The sequence below is a fragment of the Thalassoglobus sp. JC818 genome (assembly GCF_040717535.1).
In the GTDB taxonomy this organism is placed as follows: Bacteria; Planctomycetota; Planctomycetia; order Planctomycetales; family Planctomycetaceae; genus Thalassoglobus.
Genome location: NZ_JBFEFI010000006.1, coordinates 233,696 through 250,827, shown reverse-complemented (window position 1 = coordinate 250,827; position 17,132 = coordinate 233,696). Strand labels below are relative to the sequence as shown.

The window sequence follows — 17,132 nt, the reverse complement described above, 5'->3', positions numbered from 1 at the left end:
TGATTCACATCAAAAAGGGAACGCTGGTAATGGGTGTGTATTTAGGAATCGACATCGGCACAAGTGGCACCAAAACACTTGCCATTAAAGAAGATGGAACGATTCTCGCGTCAGCGACAGCTGAGTATCCGCTCTCAAGTCCGCACCCGGGCTGGTCCGAACAGGATCCTGAAGACTGGTGGACTGCTTCTGCAGAAACTGTTCGAAAAGTGCTGGCAGCAGCAAAAATCTCACCGGCGGATGTGAAAGGCATTGGCCTCAGTGGACAGATGCATGGTTCCGTGTTTCTGGATGCTGATGGGAAGGTGATTCGACCAGCTTTGCTCTGGAACGATCAACGGACGGTGAAAGAGTGCGAAGAAATCGAATCACGAGCTGGGGGCCGAACCGCTCTCATTGAGATGGTTGCCAACCCGGCACTGACAGGGTTCACCGCTCCCAAGATACTCTGGCTTCGCAATCACGAACCGCATCACTACGAAAAACTCAGCAAGGTTCTCCTGCCGAAAGATTACGTGCGATACCGGCTCACGGGGGAGTTCGCTTCCGAAGTGAGCGATGCATCGGGAACACTGTTGCTCGATGTGAGACGTCGGCAGTGGAGTCAGGAGTTGTTGACCCGACTCGAAATTGACCCCGCGTTGCTGCCGGAAGTTTACGAGTCCGAAGAAGTGAGCGGAAAGCTGCATGCAGCAGCCGCAGCGGCGTTGGGATTGCCGGAGGGTGTTCCCGTCGTCGGTGGAGGTGGAGATCAGGCAGCCAGCGCGATCGGAAACGGAATCGTCAGCCGAGGAGTCATTTCGGCCACGATGGGAACGAGTGGTGTTGTCTTCGCCCACAGCGACGAAGTGCAAATCGACGCTGGCGGGAGAATTCATACGTTCTGTCATGCGGTGCGTGACAAATGGCATGTCATGGGGTGCGTGCTTTCCGCCGGAGGAAGCTTGCAGTGGTACCGAAATCAGTTCGCACTGGCAGAGGTCGCGGCGGCTAAGGGGATGGGCGTTGACCCTTACGAATTGCTGACCGCCGAAGCTAACCGTGCACCTGCTGGTTCGGAAGGTCTGTTCTTTCTGCCGTATTTGACGGGCGAACGAACTCCACATGCCGATCCACATGCTCGCGGCACGTGGGTGGGAATGAGCTTGCGGCATCAGAAAGCTCACTTCGTTCGCTCGGTCATGGAAGGAGCGACTTTTGCGATGCGAGACTGTTTGGAACTGATTCGGGAAATGAACATCCCGATCGAACAGATTCGAGTCTCAGGCGGTGGTGCACGCAGCAAGTTCTGGCGACAATTGCAGGCCGATGTCTACGGTCAGAATGTCGTGACGATCAACGCGGAAGAAGGACCGGCATTTGGTGTCGCTTTGTTGGCAGCTGCCGGGACCGGAGCATATTCCAGCGTCGTGGAAGCCTGCGAAGCAACGATTCGAGTCGAAACCGAAACCGAGACGAACACATCGGCCAAGGCCAGCTACAATCGGGCTTATCCCATTTTCCAAAAGCTCTATCAGTCATTGAAGTCCGATTACAAGTCGATCGCCGAGTTTGTGGAAGCGGAATCGAACGATGGCAAAACAGTGTAACCATTACGACGTTGCTTTCGAAAAGCTGTTGCGATTGGTGAGACGTCCCTACGTTTCGGTCAACGAAACTCGCCGTGCGCTGCATGGCGATGAGTCGTTGAAGTCCATGGATTTCGTGGTCTACTCACAAACCGCCAGCAATTTGCTGATCGATGTGAAAGGGCGACGTTCGTTTGGAGGTCGCCCAAGCTGGCAGAATTGGGCCATGCAAGACGACATCGACAGTCTCCTCAAATGGGAGGAAGTTTTCGGGGACGGATTTCGGAGCGTATTGGTTTTTGCCTACGAAGTTCTCGAAGCGAGTGAAATGGACTACCATCCCGTCACGTGGGAATTCCAGCGGCGGAGATATGCCTTTTATGGTGTCTGGACGCGGGAATATGCTCAGAAGATGAGACTTCGGTCCCGCTCGTGGAAAACGGTGTTTCTGGGAGCGAACCATTTTCAGGAGTTACGCCAACCGATTCTCTCGATGCTTTAGGAGCGATTGCAGGTTTTGCGAATCGAAGAGGGAGTTGTGACGGCTGCTCGTTTACATCCCTTGCGTGGACAGACGAGAGATAAATTGAAGAGCGAGGGAAAACTCGATCGATGCAGCAGCGAAGGGAATGAGTAAGAACGTTGTGAAGTCACAGATGGAACAGGTGTATTGTGAGAATTGGCAAGCGAATATTGAGCGTCTGCGGTGCTCTCCTGATGTGGGGAACACTCTGTTTGGGCCAGGGGCCAGCTCCGGCTCCAGTTCCTGCTGCTCCGACTGGTGCCGACGGGGTGCTGATCCGTCCGTTGTGGACAGAAATCCTGATCACGGCCATCATGGTTGGTTTTGTCCTGTTCGCAGTCTGTCGGAAGAGCAATCGGCAGTGAATCGCAGCGTTTCTTTGATGTCGGCACTCCACTCTCAATTGGGGTGCCTGTTGTGAAGGATGTCCGTGTTGCTGTCACTGGTATTGGTCTGGTGACTCCGCTCGGGGCCAATCGAGAGTCAACCTGGCAGGCGATTTTGGAAGGCGAACGTGCTGGCCGGTGGTTGGGGCAGGGCTTTCTGGATCGAGTTGGTCTGGGACAAACCCCTGCTTCGAAATCACTCGCGATTGAGCGAACAGGTCGAAAGCAAGCTCCAGTTGTCGAGGCCATCGAACTAGAGAAGACAACATCATTGCAGAGCTGGCCTGTAGCTTACGGAGCACCGGTTGCGGATGACCAGTTGACCGCTTTTTCACCGGTGCGCGCAACTCGATTCGCGTTGCAGGCGGCGGAAGAAGCTTTACAACACGCCGGCTTGACTAAGGATGTTTTGACGGACAGCGGTTGCGTCATCGGGACCAGCAAGCCCGACTTGCAGGCGTTCGATCAATTCCAAATCGATCAGCGATCAATTGACTCAGGCAGTTCCGCAATCTCGATTGCAGATCTGTTTCCCAGCTCACCAGCGATGAAGGTGGCTCAAGAGTTTGGAATTCAAGGTGGTGTCGCCTGTCCCGTCGCAGCCTGTGCAACTGGGCTATTGTCGATTATTCAGGCAGCTCAATGGATCCAGCGTGGAGAGTTTTCGTGCGTCCTCGCGGGGAGCACGGATGCTTCGCTGCACCCCGGTCTGTTGGGATCGTATCGACGGCTGGGAGTGATGGCTCGAGCGGAAGATGACCCAGCAGGAGCGTGTCGACCTTTCGACGCTCAGCGTTCAGGCTTCATGGTTGGAGAAGGGGCGGCTGTTGTCGTTCTTGAAGAATGGGAAGCTGCCGAAAAGCGGCGAGCGAAGCCTCTCGCTGAATGGATTGGCGGACAAACGGGATCAGATCCGTCGGGCATCACGAATGTCGACACATCAGGCGAAGAACTCGGCAGAGTGATCCGCAGGCTCATCGACAGGCACTCCGTTCACGCCCCGGAAATTGGTTCGATTTGCTATCACGGCACCGCCACAGAATTGAATGATCTCTGTGAGTCGCGTGCGATTCGCAGAATTTTCGGCGACCAAGCTCAGTTACCGACTGGGTTTGGAGTCAAAGGGAGTATTGGGCATCTGATGGGAGCGGCGGGAGCGGTTGAGACAGCGCTCGGCATTCTGTCACTGCGAGACGGACGCTTGCCACCCACAGCGAATCTCCAATCGATCGATCCTGAATGTGGTGTTCCGTTGACGATGTCGACATCAATGCCGCTGCCCCTCGGACTACTCCTGAAAACTTCTCTAGGATTTGGCGGACATTTGGGCGCAGGGTTGCTAAAACGCATTTAGACCGTATTCAAATTTGTTTGCACTTGCTCGCACGAGCAAACTCAGCTTTTCAATGAGTGGGACCGCGCAAGTGAGTGCACTGGAAAGAGCAAATTGCTCTCGACACCTTCGTCGCAGATTTGCGGCGATCCGTGCGCGAAACGGGCTGATGGACTGAATCACACAACTTTTGAAGACAAACTTGTGAAGTACGACACGCTCATCATTGGTGCCGGAATGTCCGGTTTGGCTGCCGGAATCCGGCTTGCTTATTACGACAAGTCCGTCTGTATCCTCGAGAGGCATACGACGATCGGCGGCCTGAATTCCTTCTACCGGCTCAGGGGGCGGAATTACGATGTTGGGCTGCATGCTGTCACAAACTATGCTGCTCCAGGAACGCGGACTGGTCCATTGGCAAAGTTGTTGAAGCAACTTCGACTGCGATGGGATGACTTCGACCTGTCACCTCAGAACGGATCATCTGTCGTCTTCCCAGGGCGGAAGCTGTTCTTCGACAATAACTACGAACAGTTTCTGGATACGGTTTGCGAAGAGTTTCCCGATCAGGCGAATCGTTTTCGGGAACTCGTCCAACGAATCGAAGAATTCGACGAGTTGAATCTCAGCCAGAAACCGATCTCTGCCCGAACGGTTTTGAATGAGCATCTGACTGATCCGATGCTGATCGATATGCTGTTCTGTCCGCTCATGTTCTATGGGTCAGCGTTGCCGCATGATATGGACTTCAACCAGTTCGTGATCATGTTCAAAAGCATCTTTCGAGAAGGATTCGGGCGCCCGTTTGATGGGGTTCGCAAAATCCTGAAGACGCTCACACGTCAATTCAAATCGCTGGGCGGCGAACTCAAGCTTCGCCAGGGAGTGCAGGAAGTGGTCGTTGATGGCGATCGCGCTGTCGGAGTCATTACGGACGACGGAACGCAATACGAAGCAGAAACGATTCTCTCTTCTGCAGGTGTGGCGGAGACCTACGAACTGTGCGGGAAATCGCATCCCCAACTGAACGCGGATGCGGGAGAAGTCTCATTCAACGAAGCGATTTACGTGCTCGACTGTCAGCCTCGCGACTTGGGACACGATGAGACCATCGTGTTCTACAACAACGAGGAAAAGTTTCACTACGAACCGCCGGTAGAACCGTGCGATGTTCGCAGCGGAATCATCTGTTCACCCAACAACTTCGCTTACGAGGACGGACAGCAACTCGAAGACGGCTTCATTCGCATGACAGCACTCGCGAATCCGGATTACTGGTGTTCTGTCGGCGATGAAGAATATGTCACCGCGAAGAAGGAGTGGGCTGATCGAATGGTCGATTCAGCGATGGCACACATTCCGGATTTTCGTGATCACGTAGTCGATGTCGATATCTTCACGCCTCGCACGATCAAGCGATTTACGGGACATGTTCGAGGAGCGGTCTACGGAGCACCGGTCAAAGTTCTCGACGGAGTCACACCTGTCGAAAACCTTTATCTCTGCGGAACAGATCAGGGATTCCTGGGGATCATCGGGTCGATGCTGTCGGGAATTACGATGGCGAACAATCATCTCTTGATGCGGTGAAGAGACTCCCTCCTTTGAGCGACGGAATTGATTCGATACACTCGAAGCCCAACTATCTCTGACGATCCCACCTCAATTGAGTTCGCGAATGAATTCGACTCCTCCCAATTCCTCCTCGATTGAACAACCGCAGTCAACCGAGACGACAGCGATGGAAGAACGGGCCATCCGCGGGTTGGCGTCTGCGTATTCACGGCTCCGCGAGGAGATTGGAAAAGTCATCATCGGTCAAGACGATGTGATCGACCAGCTTCTCATCGCACTCTTCAGTCGGGGGCACTGCCTGCTGGTTGGAGTACCGGGGCTGGCGAAAACTCTTCTGGTCAGCACGGTCGCTCAGATTCTTCAGCTTTCCTTTCGAAGAATTCAGTTCACGCCGGACCTTATGCCGTCGGACATCACAGGCACTGATGTCTTGCAGGATGACCCCGAAACCGGTCAACGTGCTTTTCACTTCATGCAAGGGCCGATCTTTACACACGTGCTTCTCGCGGACGAAATCAACCGGACTCCGCCCAAAACTCAGGCGGCACTTCTGGAAGCGATGCAGGAACGGCACGTCACCGTCGGTTCGAACACTTACCGGCTTCCGTCTCCGTTCTTCGTATTAGCAACACAAAACCCGATTGAGCAGGAAGGAACGTACCCGCTTCCAGAAGCCCAACTCGATCGATTCATGTTCAACGTGAGAGTCGAATATCCGACCGCTGCAGAGGAATTGCGAATCCTCAAGCAGACGACCGGAGGCCACGAACCGGAACTTAAGCCAGCATTGACGGGTGCTCAGATTCTGGCGCTGCAAGAAGTCGTTCGAAAAGTGCCGGTTGCCGAGCATGTTTTCATCTATGCCCGTGATCTTGTCCGGGCTTCGCGACCGAATGAAGACACCGCCCCGGATTTTGTGAAGAAGTTCCTGTCGTGGGGGGCTGGTCCAAGAGCAGGGCAGTACCTGATTTTGGGAGCCAAAGCCCGCGCCATCCTTGAAGGTCGTTTTCACGTGACAACGGAAGATGTGAAGGCTGTGGCGATTCCGGTGTTGCGACACCGAATTTTGACGACGTTTCAGGCGGATAGTGAGGGAATTTCTCCAGATGATGTGATCCAGAAGCTTTTGCAATCCGTTCCCGTTGCAATCCAAGAGCGAGCCAGTCAGATCAAAAAGTGAACCGTTCCCAGCTTGTCGTCGATTATCGACTCTGCTTGAGAACAATTTGATGCTGTCTGTTTAGCGTTCGCTCGCGTGGAACTCTCACGACTTCTTCAAAACGAGCTCAAATCCAATTGATTGGATTGTCGATGTCAGTCACCTCGAAAGAACGAGCACTCATTCAGCGAATTCGAACGGGAGACGAGTCCGCCTGGCAAGAATGCATCTCGCTTTATGAAGGTCGACTGCTGGCTTTCGTGAACAGCCGCATCGGTGACCGAGCTCTGTCTGAAGACGTTGTGCAGGAAACGTTTCTCGGGTTTTTGACAGCTCTTCCAAACTTCGACGAGTCAAAACGCGTGGAGTCGTTTCTCTTTGCGATCGCAGCCCACAAGTTGACAGATGTGCTTCGTAAGAAAGGCCGGCGGCCAACGCTTCCGCTTCACTCCGGGAACAGTTCGGGAGGAGACTACGAAGTTCAGGGCAATGCCCGCGTTGCTTCGAGTATCGCACGAAGTGTCGAACGGAAATCGGGAGAGGAGATCGCGATCGCGGAATGCCTGGGAGAATGGATCGACAAATGGCAGTCAACCGGCGAGTTCGAACGACTCAAATGCATTGAGCTTCTGTTTGTGCGAGGTCTGTCCAACAAAGATGTTGCTGCTCACCTAAATATCACAGAGCAGGCCGTTGCGAACCACAAGTACTTCATCCTCTCGAAATTGAAAGATGCTGGGCTTCAGCACAGCCGCGATGGATTCAACCTCGAAGAGCTGAATTCTCCGTCAGACTCGCAATGAGCATTTGGGTTGTTGTTGTCAGACGACGAAGGCCACGTAATAGAACCAGAGGCCGGTGACCGAGGTCATGACGATGTCGATGACCGAAGCCCATCCGAGAGCTTTGTGCAATCGACTGTGAGCGCCCGGCTTGGGGTCTCCGCGAAACCTTTTCATCGCCAGGAACAGTGTGATCGCCCAGAGAAACGGGGTGCTGATGGCGAAGATCAAGTGAAAGTGGAGAACACTTCGTGCGTATTGGTAGTCCTCTCCTGACAGTCGCGGAGAGTCAGGGTTCTTGTTGACTATGTTTTCCCATCCGCCATGGATGATTTGAGTGTCAACTTCAAAAGCTGTGACTGCGACCAGAAGAGTCAGTCCCAAGGCGATCTGCAAGTTTCGATGAAGCCGATACTTTTTCTGAAACTTGACGACGTAAAGACTGTACAGCAGGACAGGTACGATTGCGACCAGAGCGGTCACAACGAAGTCCAGCATGAACGAAGCATCGTATCCAAGGAAACCGTTTTTCATGATGCACGCAGTATAGAGTCGATTCATGAAAACGCCTGGAACATGAACCTGTTTTGTGGAATGTGGGAATTCCATCCATCAACTTGTTGAAACTGTAACGATTGCGCCTGCTCAATGCCTGAATGTCGAGTTGATCCGGTTCAAATCCGATATCGGAAACATGCAACTCAATACCCATCACCTCTTGGCAGAGCGCCCCGACTGGCAAGCAGTCTTAAAGCTCTATCTCGATCTTCTTGATGAAGTCAAAATTGAACGCGATTCTGAAGAATCCGGACCGCGATGGGCTCGGCGGATTCCGCAAATCGAGAATATCGACCCCGAGGTTCTCACTGAAATCCATGGTCAATTGATCGCCATGGACCTGCTGACGTTCCAGCTTGAAGACAAAAACGACGGGCTGATGTACCGGATTACCGGCGAAGGCCGACGCGCTCTGCTGGCGGTCGAAAAGCAGAGCATCGAGTCCGAGAGCGAAATGGCTGCCTAATTCGATCGGCGGTCGCTGATGGAACAGCGCCTCTCGCGAAACGGATCAATGTTCGTTGAAGCCTAGGCGTTCAGTTTCAACTCTGCTCGAATCTGTGCTACTTCTGTCGAACCCGTTCGAGCAGCGGCTGAATGACGGGAACCGGGACGAATTTCCGCAATTGTTCTGAACTCGTGTTCTGGCCCATCGTCGCGATCTGCTTGATGAGTGTGCTGGAAATATGCGAGTACGCTTCGGCCGCCATGAGAAACACCGTCTCCAGATCGGGAGCAATCGTGTGGTTGGCGAGGGCCATCGTGAATTCGAGTTCGGTGTCTGAGACAGTTCGCACACCCCGGACCATGACCGATGCTCCGCGTTCGTGAGCGAAATCAACCGTCAGACCGGTGAAACACTCCACTCGGACATTCGGAACATGCGAAAAAATCTCTTCCATGAACTGCTTGCGTTCCTCCGCTGAGAAGAGTGGGTGCTTGTCGGGATTGATCCCGATGCCGACGATGACTTCGTCGAAGAGCTTTGAGCTCCGGAGGACAATGTCTTCATGTCCCAGCGTCACGGGATCGAATGTTCCAGCATAAATCGCTGTCCGTCGTTGATCTGCGGACATGGTTCACCTCAGCGGACGAAGGTCATCGACAGCACGATATGAAAGTATTCCCCGGAACGAGACCACGAAACGGGACTATTTCTGCTTCCGAAACTGCCCCGCTTCGAAGTCGCTCTTGGCTTTGGCTTCCTGTGCCTGAGACAACTCCGGATTGGGAGTGGCATCCACCTCGAGATCACCCTTGATCCAGCGGATGGCTGACAGGATCGAATCGAGATATTCCTGACGTGTCCAGGTGTCTTCTCGGTGACCGAGATTGTTGACGTAGACTTTTCCATCTCCGTAATTCTTGATCCAGCAAACTGGAACGTGATAGCCGTATTGCGTGTTGACCGGAGAGTTTGTCGGGCTCTTCGAGTAGTCGAGGCTCATCAGGACTCGAACTTTCTCGGGTTGCCAGTTCCTGTACATGTAGATCTCTTCCTGCTGGCTATGTTCCGGACCGAAGGAAGCCATGATCGGGTTATCTGGTTCGTGGTTTGTCAGCGTGACCTCTGTTCCAGAACCCCACGGGTGATGAATGAACGTCCCACCGATCATGTCCCAATACCGCTTGTCGTTGTGAAAGGTGTCCGTCGCGGAGTGAAAACCGAGGACACCATGACCTTCTTCGCGAAGCCATTCGCTGAAGAAATAGTCCATCGCTTCTTCGCTGATCGGTAGATCGCCGGATGTGTAGAACGCGACGATGTCGTAGTTCTTCAGGTTCTCAGGAGTGAAGTCTGCTTCGCAGTCCTGAGTGCAGTCGATGCTGAACTCTTTGGACTGCTGGGCGAGTTGAGTCAGCGCAATTTCCGCAGGGGCGAGCTCTTCGACCCGGCGCACCGATCCGTGAACGAATCCTTTGCTTTGAGTGACGAAGAGAATTCGAACCGGTGGGGAATTCTGCTCGGCCATCAACGAACCTGGGATTGCAGCCAGCAACAGAAACAGGATGAAGCAGACGATTCGGGATGGCATTTCGCAGGAACCTTTCGCTGAGAACTGAGATGCTGTGAGTCGAGCCACGGAACGCTGACCAGATGATGATCTGCGTTCGAGCATTGTTTCTGTTTAGAGTTGGGACAGATAGGCTGTCAACAATCGAGGGTAAGAATCGAGGTCGGTCTTGTGTGACATTTCAGTGACCGTGTGGATGTACTTTACGGGGCACGCGAAGACGGCTGTTCGAACACCTGATCGCGACTTCTGGATCATGGCTCCATCTTGTCCACCGCGAGGGAGGATTCCTCGCTGGCAGGGGATGTCGTTCGCTTTTGCAATCGCTTCGAGTTCCTCGAGCAGTTTCAAATCGGCAATTGTGGACGAGTCCATAATCTTGAGGCAAACACCATTGCCGGGAATCGTAATGTGCTGCTCTTCAGGAACTCCGGGAAGCTTGCAGCTCAAGGTGGTGTCGCATGACAGTCCGATATCAGGCTGAATGTCATAAGCGGCTGGCATTGCTCCGCGAAGCCCAACTTCTTCTTGAACGGTCCAGGCAGCGTGGATTTCGCAGTCGTGATGCTCAAGGGCTTCAATCGCCCGTATCACTGCCCAGCATCCGACGCGATTGTCCAGACACTGCGAGACAACGCTGTCACCGACGTCCGAGAACGGTCCGTCGAGCACAACCATGTCTCCGATTTTGACTTGCTTGTTCACTTGCTCTCCATCAAGCGACAAGTCGATGAAGAATTCCGTGATCTCAGGAACGTTCTTCTTCTCCTCGGCACTGGCGATGTGAACTGGTTTTCCTGCGGGATTCATTACCCCGGGCAAGTCACCATCCGACGTACAAACACGAACCCGGCGTGCGAAGAGATTTCGTGTGTCGAACCCTCCGACTGGATTGACTCGCAGATAACCTTCGGAACTGACGTGTGAAACGAGAAACCCGATTTGATCCATGTGCGCCGCAAGCATGACTTTCACGGGCTTTTCAGCAGGAGATCCACTTTTCGGACGAGGGCGACGGACAGCGATGAGAGAACCCATCGCGTCGGTGCGAATCTCATCGAACAGATTCTTTTCCGTAATGACTTCTTGAATGACCTCACGGATACGATCTTCCCGGCCGGGGACAGAAGGAGTTTGAGTCAGTTTTTGCAACAGTTCCATTGCGAAGTCTTTCCAGTGAGTTTTCGAAGTCAGTCGAGTTTCAGTGCTGTCTGGGAATCGTCATCGAGCGGTCAGCATGAATCCATTTTCGAAATGTACTGTACCGTCGACTCATTGTGTACCAGACCACCGACAGAGCTGTCGTCTCCACAAGACTTTTGGTGAGCCGAACAGCGTCTGTAAAAAAAGAGCGAGGCTGCGGACAGGCAACCTCGCTCTCGTTTCGTCGTTCAATGTCTGAAAAGGGCGAGTGAGCGATGCGACTTCTATTGAAGCCTTAACAACGACTCGAACAGCCTCTTCAATCTCCGAATGGGTTCTTCTGAATGTTTAGATTTCCACTCCGAAGGCTTCTTCCGGGCAGGCGTCGCTATCTGGATCGAACCAGTCAGCGTTGAATTCGATTCGCTGCTGTTTGTCCATCGCGATGTTGGCAGTCAGTGCCATAATCGCGTCGGCCATCGCCACGATTCCGTTACAGCGAAGTCCGCCTTCTTTCGGGCTGATCGGCTGTCCGCCTGGCCAGTAATCTGGTCCCTGGTTGCGGATCGCGTAGCAGAAGTGCTCCATCTCTTCGGTGTACCCGCGACTGACGTTAGACGCCCAGTCCGTTCCACCGGTTTCGACTTTCGGTCCGGAAGTCGTTTCGTAAGCTTCCATGACAGGACCACCACCAGCTGCTGAACCACTGATGACCCAGAGTCGCTGATCAGGACCGCCACCAACGCTTCCGCGACCGTCTTCTTTCCAGAGCATCGCTTCTTTTTCGGTCTTCATGAAGAGAGTTCCACGAGTACCGTAAACGATTTCACCGTAAGGTTCGAACTTGTTCGTGTTGATTGAGGAGTACGTCACGATGCACTTGTCGCGATCGTTTTCTGCGTACTGGGCTCCCGGGAACTCGAACGTGACGAAGATCTGATCGTCGATCTCGCGGTCATCGTCCCATTTGTCTTTCGGGCCGACTCCAGGAATTCCGTAGAAGTTCTTTCCGCCGAAACCAGAAACTGCCACCGGATGCACTTTTCCGAGGAAGATGCTGCAGGCATCCATTTGATGCGACCCAAGTTCCGCCATCAGACCGCCACCGGTTTTGTTATAGAGTCGCCAGTTGACGAGCTGGTTGACGTCTTCGAATCCAAAGCCTTTCAGGTTGTCTGCCTTGAGTCCGCGGTCGGCTCCCGGAGTTCCTTTTCGCCACGAGTCACCAGCTGGGAAGCTGTTGTTTCGGTGCCATTGAGCGCGAATGTGCTTCAAATCGCCGAGGAGTCCGTTCTGGACGAGGTTGTTGGCGTTGTCGTACAGAACGCTGTAGTGTCGCTGGTGTCCGACTGCGAGGAGCAGATTGTTATCGCGGGCTGTGCGAATCATTTCCTTGCACTGCGGAATGGTGCGGGCCATCAACTTTTCGGTCAGAACATGCAGGCCAGCACTCATACAGTCGAGAGCAATCGGAGCATGAGTCATCAGTGGAGTCGCAATGACGACTGCTTCGAGTTTGAGATCTTTGGCTTTGTCCAACATTGCCTTGTGGCTGTCGAACACCTGAATCTTGCCAGCTTTGTCCGCTCCGAGTTTGTTGATCAAGCCGACACGATGCTCGTTGCCGTCGCCAATCATCGCTCGTTCGCGGTTCGACGGACGCAAATCCGCAATCGCGACGACATCCATGTATTCCGGCGGGTGTTCGGACAGCAGAATGTTGCCTTCATCGCCTGTTCCGATGAAGCCGACACGAACCGGTTCGCCCTTCAGTTCACGATAGCCGGCAAAGGCAGCTCCCAAGCCAAGCCCACCAGCTGCGGCTGCTTTGATCATTTCACGACGATTCACGTTCGCCGAGTTCATCGCATGGACAGCTCCGGAAAAATTATCCTTACCGATCTGTTCCTGTTCGGGGGTCAGCACTGGCATCGATTTGTCCTCTTGGGGGCTGAACGAAACATCAGCCGCTTGTTCAGGTTGATGTGGAAGGTTTTGTTATGTGATCTGAATTTCAACGTTGCTGGGGCAAGCAGGATCGAATTCAGAAGCAATCTGGGTCAGTTTCTGTGAGGGTCAGTGGAGGCGTGCAGTCAGGCGGGATTGACATCGTTTGAACCGAAGTGTCACAGCTCAGTGCCAATAGTTCTTTCATTGTTCTCTGCGAACGTCAAACAAGAACCGTAAACCACAGTTGCCGCTCACACGCTACATCCAGGAAATTTCGTGGATGACTTTGGATCTTTTCCGTGATCCGCTCACTTCCTCACCCATCTATTGTTACACAGATCAGGGAAATTTGAAGAGTTGAACGCCAAGTTCCTGCTTCAAAACCGACCTCTGAGCGGAAATTAGCGGCAGTTGTGAGCAAGTTGCTGTTTCCGTAGGACTTTATTGGACCATTCCATCGGAAAATTGGCCAGTTTGCCTGCGAAAACCCACAAGAACGCTTTTGCGATCTGCTTCTACGATCGTTCGGTACTTTCGAATGCGTGAACGATGTGTTTAATTTCGGGTTCCTGACCCGGTGTGTGCAGAATCGCGATGACATCAAATCGACAACGGTGATTGAGCAGGTTGTTTTTCTTTAACCATGCCAGGGCTGCTCGCGAAATCTGACGCTGTTTCTGGTCCGTGACTGCTTCGCTGGGATGGCCGCGATTCGTCGATTTGCGTGTTTTCACTTCGACAAAGACGATCGTGTCCTGGTGCTTGGCGATCAGGTCGATTTCCCCGAACGGCCCGCGTGCCTGTCGTCGCAGAATGCGGTAGCCATTTCGCTTCAAAAATCGTGCAGCGATTCTTTCTCCGTGATCTCCGAACAAACGATTGAGCCAACCTCTCTTCATGATGTTGCTCCAGTCTGACGAAGAGTCTGGTCAGCGAGTTTCGGATTTCGAGTCAGTCGATCGGCGAGGTGAGTCGGCACGGGAAGTCGTGTTTTCCCCATCAGTCGACGCGTCCAGGCAATGGCGTCGTCACAGCTGATTCCATAGCCCGGCGAGACGAAGATCGGACTGCTGCGATCGGTTGACTGGAACGCGAACCCGCGAGTCTCATCTGCCACGTGTACTGGCCGAGTTTCTCCGCGTTGCATCTCTCCACGTTGAAAGCTGCCGCAAAGCAAACTCTTCGCGACACCAATCGTTGGAAGACCCGTCATTGCACCAAGAGCCGTGGCGATGCCTGCAGAGAGGGGATGCAGAATTCCGTTGCCGTCAACGAAGATGATTTTCGGGAGCGGACGACTCTTGCTCACCTCATCCAGGAGCGGCAACAGAACTGGCAACTCTCGGAATGTGAGGTAGCCCGGCAGATACGGAAATGAAACCGGGACTCGGATTGTCAATTGAAATCGAACAGACTGATCCAGCGGATCGACTTCCACGTAAGCACCGACTCCCACATTCGGTTCGGGGTAAGCAACATCAACGCCAGCGACAATCGCGTCCGCAGGAATCGTCGTCGACCGTTCTGCTGACATCGATCGCCGCGCTGACTCTGCAAATCCGTGTTGGAGTTTCTGGAGTTCTCGCAGCGGTGATTCCGACTCAAACTCCCGGTAGCGAGAGTCTGTCTCAACCACTCCCGCGTCCGAAACTTCGACTCCTTCTCTTTGAAGGCGATGCCTCTTTTCGTCAGTCTTTCCGGTCACATAGTGGCCGATTTCTCCATTCGCGCGAACGACTCGATGGCAAGAACATTCGTCGTTGTGCGTATGATCCTTCAAGAACTCGCCTATCCAACGAGCACTTCGCGCTTGCTGGTCACCCAATGCCCGTGAGAGATCACCATAGGTCGTCGTTTGACCAAGCGGGACTTGTTGGACGAGTTGCAAAACGGCTTTCCGCAAGTCCGGAAGAGGAGGAAGTCGCTGAGTGAACGTCACGAGAGCAGTCTTCCCGGTAATCTTCACAAACTTACAGTCTTGCACACCGTTTCAATCAAACGCTTCAGGCTGTGAACTTCAGGACGAGGTCTTGATCCGCACTCCCAATTTCTTCAGCCTCTCAACTTGCTTCTTTGCTTGATCGGGAAGGGGATCGACGTCGAGGTAAAGGTTCCAGTACGGAGCGAATCGACGTTCGCCGTTGACGTCCTTGCGTGCCATCCTCACAAAAACGGATAGATTCTCGATCGGATTGCCTTCGATCATCGTTAGATGCAGGTTCTTCCAATCGGAAATCGGCGAGAAGTCTGAAACCTGATTGTTGGTCAATCCGAGTGTTGAAATTCGGTTCAAACCCTTGATAGGGCTGAGGTCCTGAACTTTATTGTCATTCAGATTCAGAGAGACAAGTTTCTCAGCAGAGGCCAGTGGTGACAGATCTGAGATTTGATTTCCCTCGGCATAAAACGCCCGCAGGTTTGTCAGCGGTTCGAGACCTTCAAGCGATTCGACCTGATTGTCTTCGATTTCGATGTACTGCAACTTGATGAGTGTAGCGAGGGGTTTGACGCTTTTGATCTGATTTCCGGTGAGCGAAAGTGACTGAAGATTGATCAGGTCAGCGAGCGGAGCCAGGTCAGAGATTCGATTGTTGGAAAGCTTCAGTTCGGACAGGTTGGTGCAGAATTCGAGGCCTTGAAGCGACTCGATTTCTTCGCCGCGAGCATCCAAAATGTAGATCGACTTCAGATCGGCGCTGTCGATTTTTTCCTTTTCAATCTGCTTCTTCTTAAGCAATTCACGAACAACCCGTTCCAGGTTGGGATCGCTGATTGAAACTTCTTCGGCGAGGGCAGCCTGGGGAAAGTTGGTGAGAAAACCGAGGAGGAGCGCAGTCAGGAGGTAAGTCTTCATTGTTGTTGAATCTTTTCGGATGGAAATTGGACTCGAGGCTGCGATGGGGCAGTGACGATGGTGATGCCACTGAATCGCACAACAATCACGATGAGGATATTCTGCCGAGCGTTGATCTCTCAAGACTTAGAGCGTCAGTTTGAGAGCTTCGATGAAACTCGTTTTTGAGGGAGAGAACTCGCTTGATCAACGGGTGGCAACTCGACATTCTGTTCGCACAATGACCGACCTCAATTCCATCCATGCTTACGACTATCATCTGCCTGAAGAGTTGATTGCGAGCGTTCCTGCGGATCGCCGCGATGCGTCACGTCTGCTGGTTGTTGATCGCGCGACGCAATCGATTTCCCATCGAGAATTTGTCGATCTCCCTCAGCTTCTCGATCCCGGCGATTTATTGGTGCTCAACAACACACGCGTCGTCCCCGCTCGCATCGCAGGTGTGAGGACGTCGACCGGTGGGAAGTGGGAAGGGTTGTTTCTCCGTGAAACGGAGGATCGTCACTGGAGGTTGATCGGGCACACGCGCGGGCATCTTCAACCGGGAGAATCGCTGACGCTGACCCCGCTCAATGAGTCCGAATCTGGAGAACTTGTTCTTCAGCTTGTGAGTAAATGCGACGGTGGAGAATGGATCGCAGCTCCGCAAAGCGACGAATCGACGATTGATCTCCTTTCTCGGTTCGGAACGATTCCGCTTCCGCACTACATGCAGCGAGAGGCGGAAAAAACCGACTACGAACGCTATCAGACTCTTTATGCCGAGATCCCCGGAGCAGTGGCTGCACCGACCGCCGGGCTGCATTTCACAGAAGAGGTCATGGAGTCGCTTGCGAAGCTGGGAGTTTCGAAAGCAAACGTGACGCTGCATGTCGGTCTGGGGACCTTTCGCCCAGTCAAAGTGGATCAGCTTTCCGACCATGATATGCACGCGGAGTGGTGCGAAATCGGAGCGGAGACCATCGACCGCATCGAGCAGACAAAGGCCGCAACCAAACGTGTTGTGGCGATCGGAACAACCAGCGTGAGAACACTCGAATCGGCTGCGAAAGAGCAGGGGCTGCAGCCATTTGCAGGGGAAACGAACCTCTTCATTCGTCCCCCGTACGAGTTCCAGGTCGTCGACGCTCTCCTGACGAACTTCCACCTGCCGAAGTCGACGCTGCTTGTGCTCGTCTCGACATTCGCCGGTCGAGAACTCATTCAACGCGCTTACGAAGAAGCGATCCGAGAACGCTACCGCTTCTTCAGCTACGGCGACGCGATGCTCATTCTGTGACGCAAAT

Annotated in this window: 17 protein-coding genes; 9 read left to right on the top strand and 8 right to left on the bottom strand. The window is 53.4% G+C overall.

Translation table 11 applies throughout. The annotated features are described in order from the left end of the window. Positions 1–29 precede the first annotated feature (29 nt). From xylB to AB1L42_RS16990, 7 genes are all read left to right on the top strand, one after another. Positions 30–1,589: a xylulokinase gene (gene xylB / locus AB1L42_RS17020; RefSeq protein WP_367058526.1), complete on the top strand. Its 1,560-nt coding sequence runs from the start codon at positions 30–32 to the stop codon at positions 1,587–1,589. Next, entirely contained in the window at positions 1,573–2,070 is a 498-nt protein-coding gene (locus tag AB1L42_RS17015; RefSeq protein WP_367058523.1) for an HYExAFE family protein, read from the top strand. The genes xylB and AB1L42_RS17015 overlap by 17 nt, the downstream gene beginning before the upstream one ends. Positions 2,071–2,240: 170 nt before the next feature. Continuing rightward, positions 2,241–2,456 carry a hypothetical protein gene (locus tag AB1L42_RS17010; protein ID WP_367058520.1) on the top strand — a complete coding sequence of 72 codons (216 nt, stop codon included), beginning with the start codon at positions 2,241–2,243 and terminating at the stop codon, positions 2,454–2,456. A 52-nt stretch (positions 2,457–2,508) separates the two neighbouring features. After that, positions 2,509–3,831: a beta-ketoacyl-[acyl-carrier-protein] synthase family protein gene (locus tag AB1L42_RS17005; RefSeq protein WP_367058517.1), complete on the top strand. Its 1,323-nt coding sequence runs from the start codon at positions 2,509–2,511 to the stop codon at positions 3,829–3,831. Positions 3,832–4,014: 183 nt separating this feature from the next. After that, positions 4,015–5,400, top strand: coding sequence for an NAD(P)/FAD-dependent oxidoreductase (locus AB1L42_RS17000; RefSeq protein ID WP_367058514.1), 1,386 nt, complete (start codon positions 4,015–4,017; stop codon positions 5,398–5,400). Between the two features lie 151 nt (positions 5,401–5,551). Then, positions 5,552–6,565 carry a MoxR family ATPase gene (locus AB1L42_RS16995; protein WP_367059062.1) on the top strand — a complete coding sequence of 338 codons (1,014 nt, stop codon included), beginning with the start codon at positions 5,552–5,554 and terminating at the stop codon, positions 6,563–6,565. Positions 6,566–6,696: 131 nt separating this feature from the next. Beyond that, positions 6,697–7,347 (top strand): sigma-70 family RNA polymerase sigma factor, encoded by a 651-nt coding sequence (locus AB1L42_RS16990; RefSeq protein ID WP_367058511.1) that lies wholly within the window; start codon positions 6,697–6,699, stop codon positions 7,345–7,347. An 18-nt stretch (positions 7,348–7,365) separates the two neighbouring features. Here AB1L42_RS16990 and AB1L42_RS16985 read toward each other — a convergent pair whose 3' ends face one another. Further along, entirely contained in the window at positions 7,366–7,860 is a 495-nt protein-coding gene (locus tag AB1L42_RS16985; RefSeq protein ID WP_367058508.1) for a DUF420 domain-containing protein, read from the bottom strand. A gap of 160 nt (positions 7,861–8,020) precedes the next feature. Here AB1L42_RS16985 and AB1L42_RS16980 point away from each other — a divergent pair, with 160 nt between their 5' ends. Next, positions 8,021–8,350 carry a hypothetical protein gene (locus AB1L42_RS16980; protein ID WP_367058505.1) on the top strand — a complete coding sequence of 110 codons (330 nt, stop codon included), beginning with the start codon at positions 8,021–8,023 and terminating at the stop codon, positions 8,348–8,350. A gap of 97 nt (positions 8,351–8,447) precedes the next feature. Here AB1L42_RS16980 and coaD read toward each other — a convergent pair whose 3' ends face one another. The 7 genes from coaD to AB1L42_RS16945 form a co-directional block, all read right to left on the bottom strand. Beyond that, positions 8,448–8,960 (bottom strand): pantetheine-phosphate adenylyltransferase, encoded by a 513-nt coding sequence (gene coaD, locus AB1L42_RS16975; RefSeq protein ID WP_367058502.1) that lies wholly within the window; start codon positions 8,958–8,960, stop codon positions 8,448–8,450. A gap of 75 nt (positions 8,961–9,035) precedes the next feature. Further along, on the bottom strand, positions 9,036–9,920 hold the full coding sequence (locus AB1L42_RS16970; RefSeq protein WP_367058499.1) for a ThuA domain-containing protein: 885 nt from the start codon (positions 9,918–9,920) through the stop codon (positions 9,036–9,038). Positions 9,921–10,013: 93 nt separating this feature from the next. Next, positions 10,014–11,060, bottom strand: a complete 1,047-nt coding sequence (locus tag AB1L42_RS16965; RefSeq protein WP_367058496.1) for a M42 family peptidase — start codon at positions 11,058–11,060, stop codon at positions 10,014–10,016. A gap of 330 nt (positions 11,061–11,390) precedes the next feature. After that, entirely contained in the window at positions 11,391–12,974 is a 1,584-nt protein-coding gene (locus AB1L42_RS16960) for a Gfo/Idh/MocA family oxidoreductase (protein ID WP_367058493.1), read from the bottom strand. Positions 12,975–13,507: 533 nt separating this feature from the next. Then, complete coding sequence (locus AB1L42_RS16955) at positions 13,508–13,891, bottom strand: YraN family protein (protein WP_367058490.1); 384 nt, start codon at positions 13,889–13,891, stop codon at positions 13,508–13,510. After that, on the bottom strand, positions 13,888–14,976 hold the full coding sequence (locus AB1L42_RS16950; protein ID WP_367058487.1) for an endonuclease V: 1,089 nt from the start codon (positions 14,974–14,976) through the stop codon (positions 13,888–13,890). The genes AB1L42_RS16955 and AB1L42_RS16950 overlap by 4 nt, the downstream gene beginning before the upstream one ends. Positions 14,977–15,009: 33 nt before the next feature. Next, the gene (locus AB1L42_RS16945) at positions 15,010–15,846 is read right to left on the bottom strand and encodes a leucine-rich repeat domain-containing protein (protein WP_367058484.1); all 837 of its coding nucleotides are present in this window, start codon (positions 15,844–15,846) and stop codon (positions 15,010–15,012) included. Between the two features lie 151 nt (positions 15,847–15,997). On the opposite strand from AB1L42_RS16945, the gene queA reads away from it, so the two are divergent. Next, positions 15,998–17,125 carry a tRNA preQ1(34) S-adenosylmethionine ribosyltransferase-isomerase QueA gene (gene queA / locus AB1L42_RS16940; protein WP_367058481.1) on the top strand — a complete coding sequence of 376 codons (1,128 nt, stop codon included), beginning with the start codon at positions 15,998–16,000 and terminating at the stop codon, positions 17,123–17,125. The last annotated feature ends 7 nt before the right edge of the window (positions 17,126–17,132 follow it).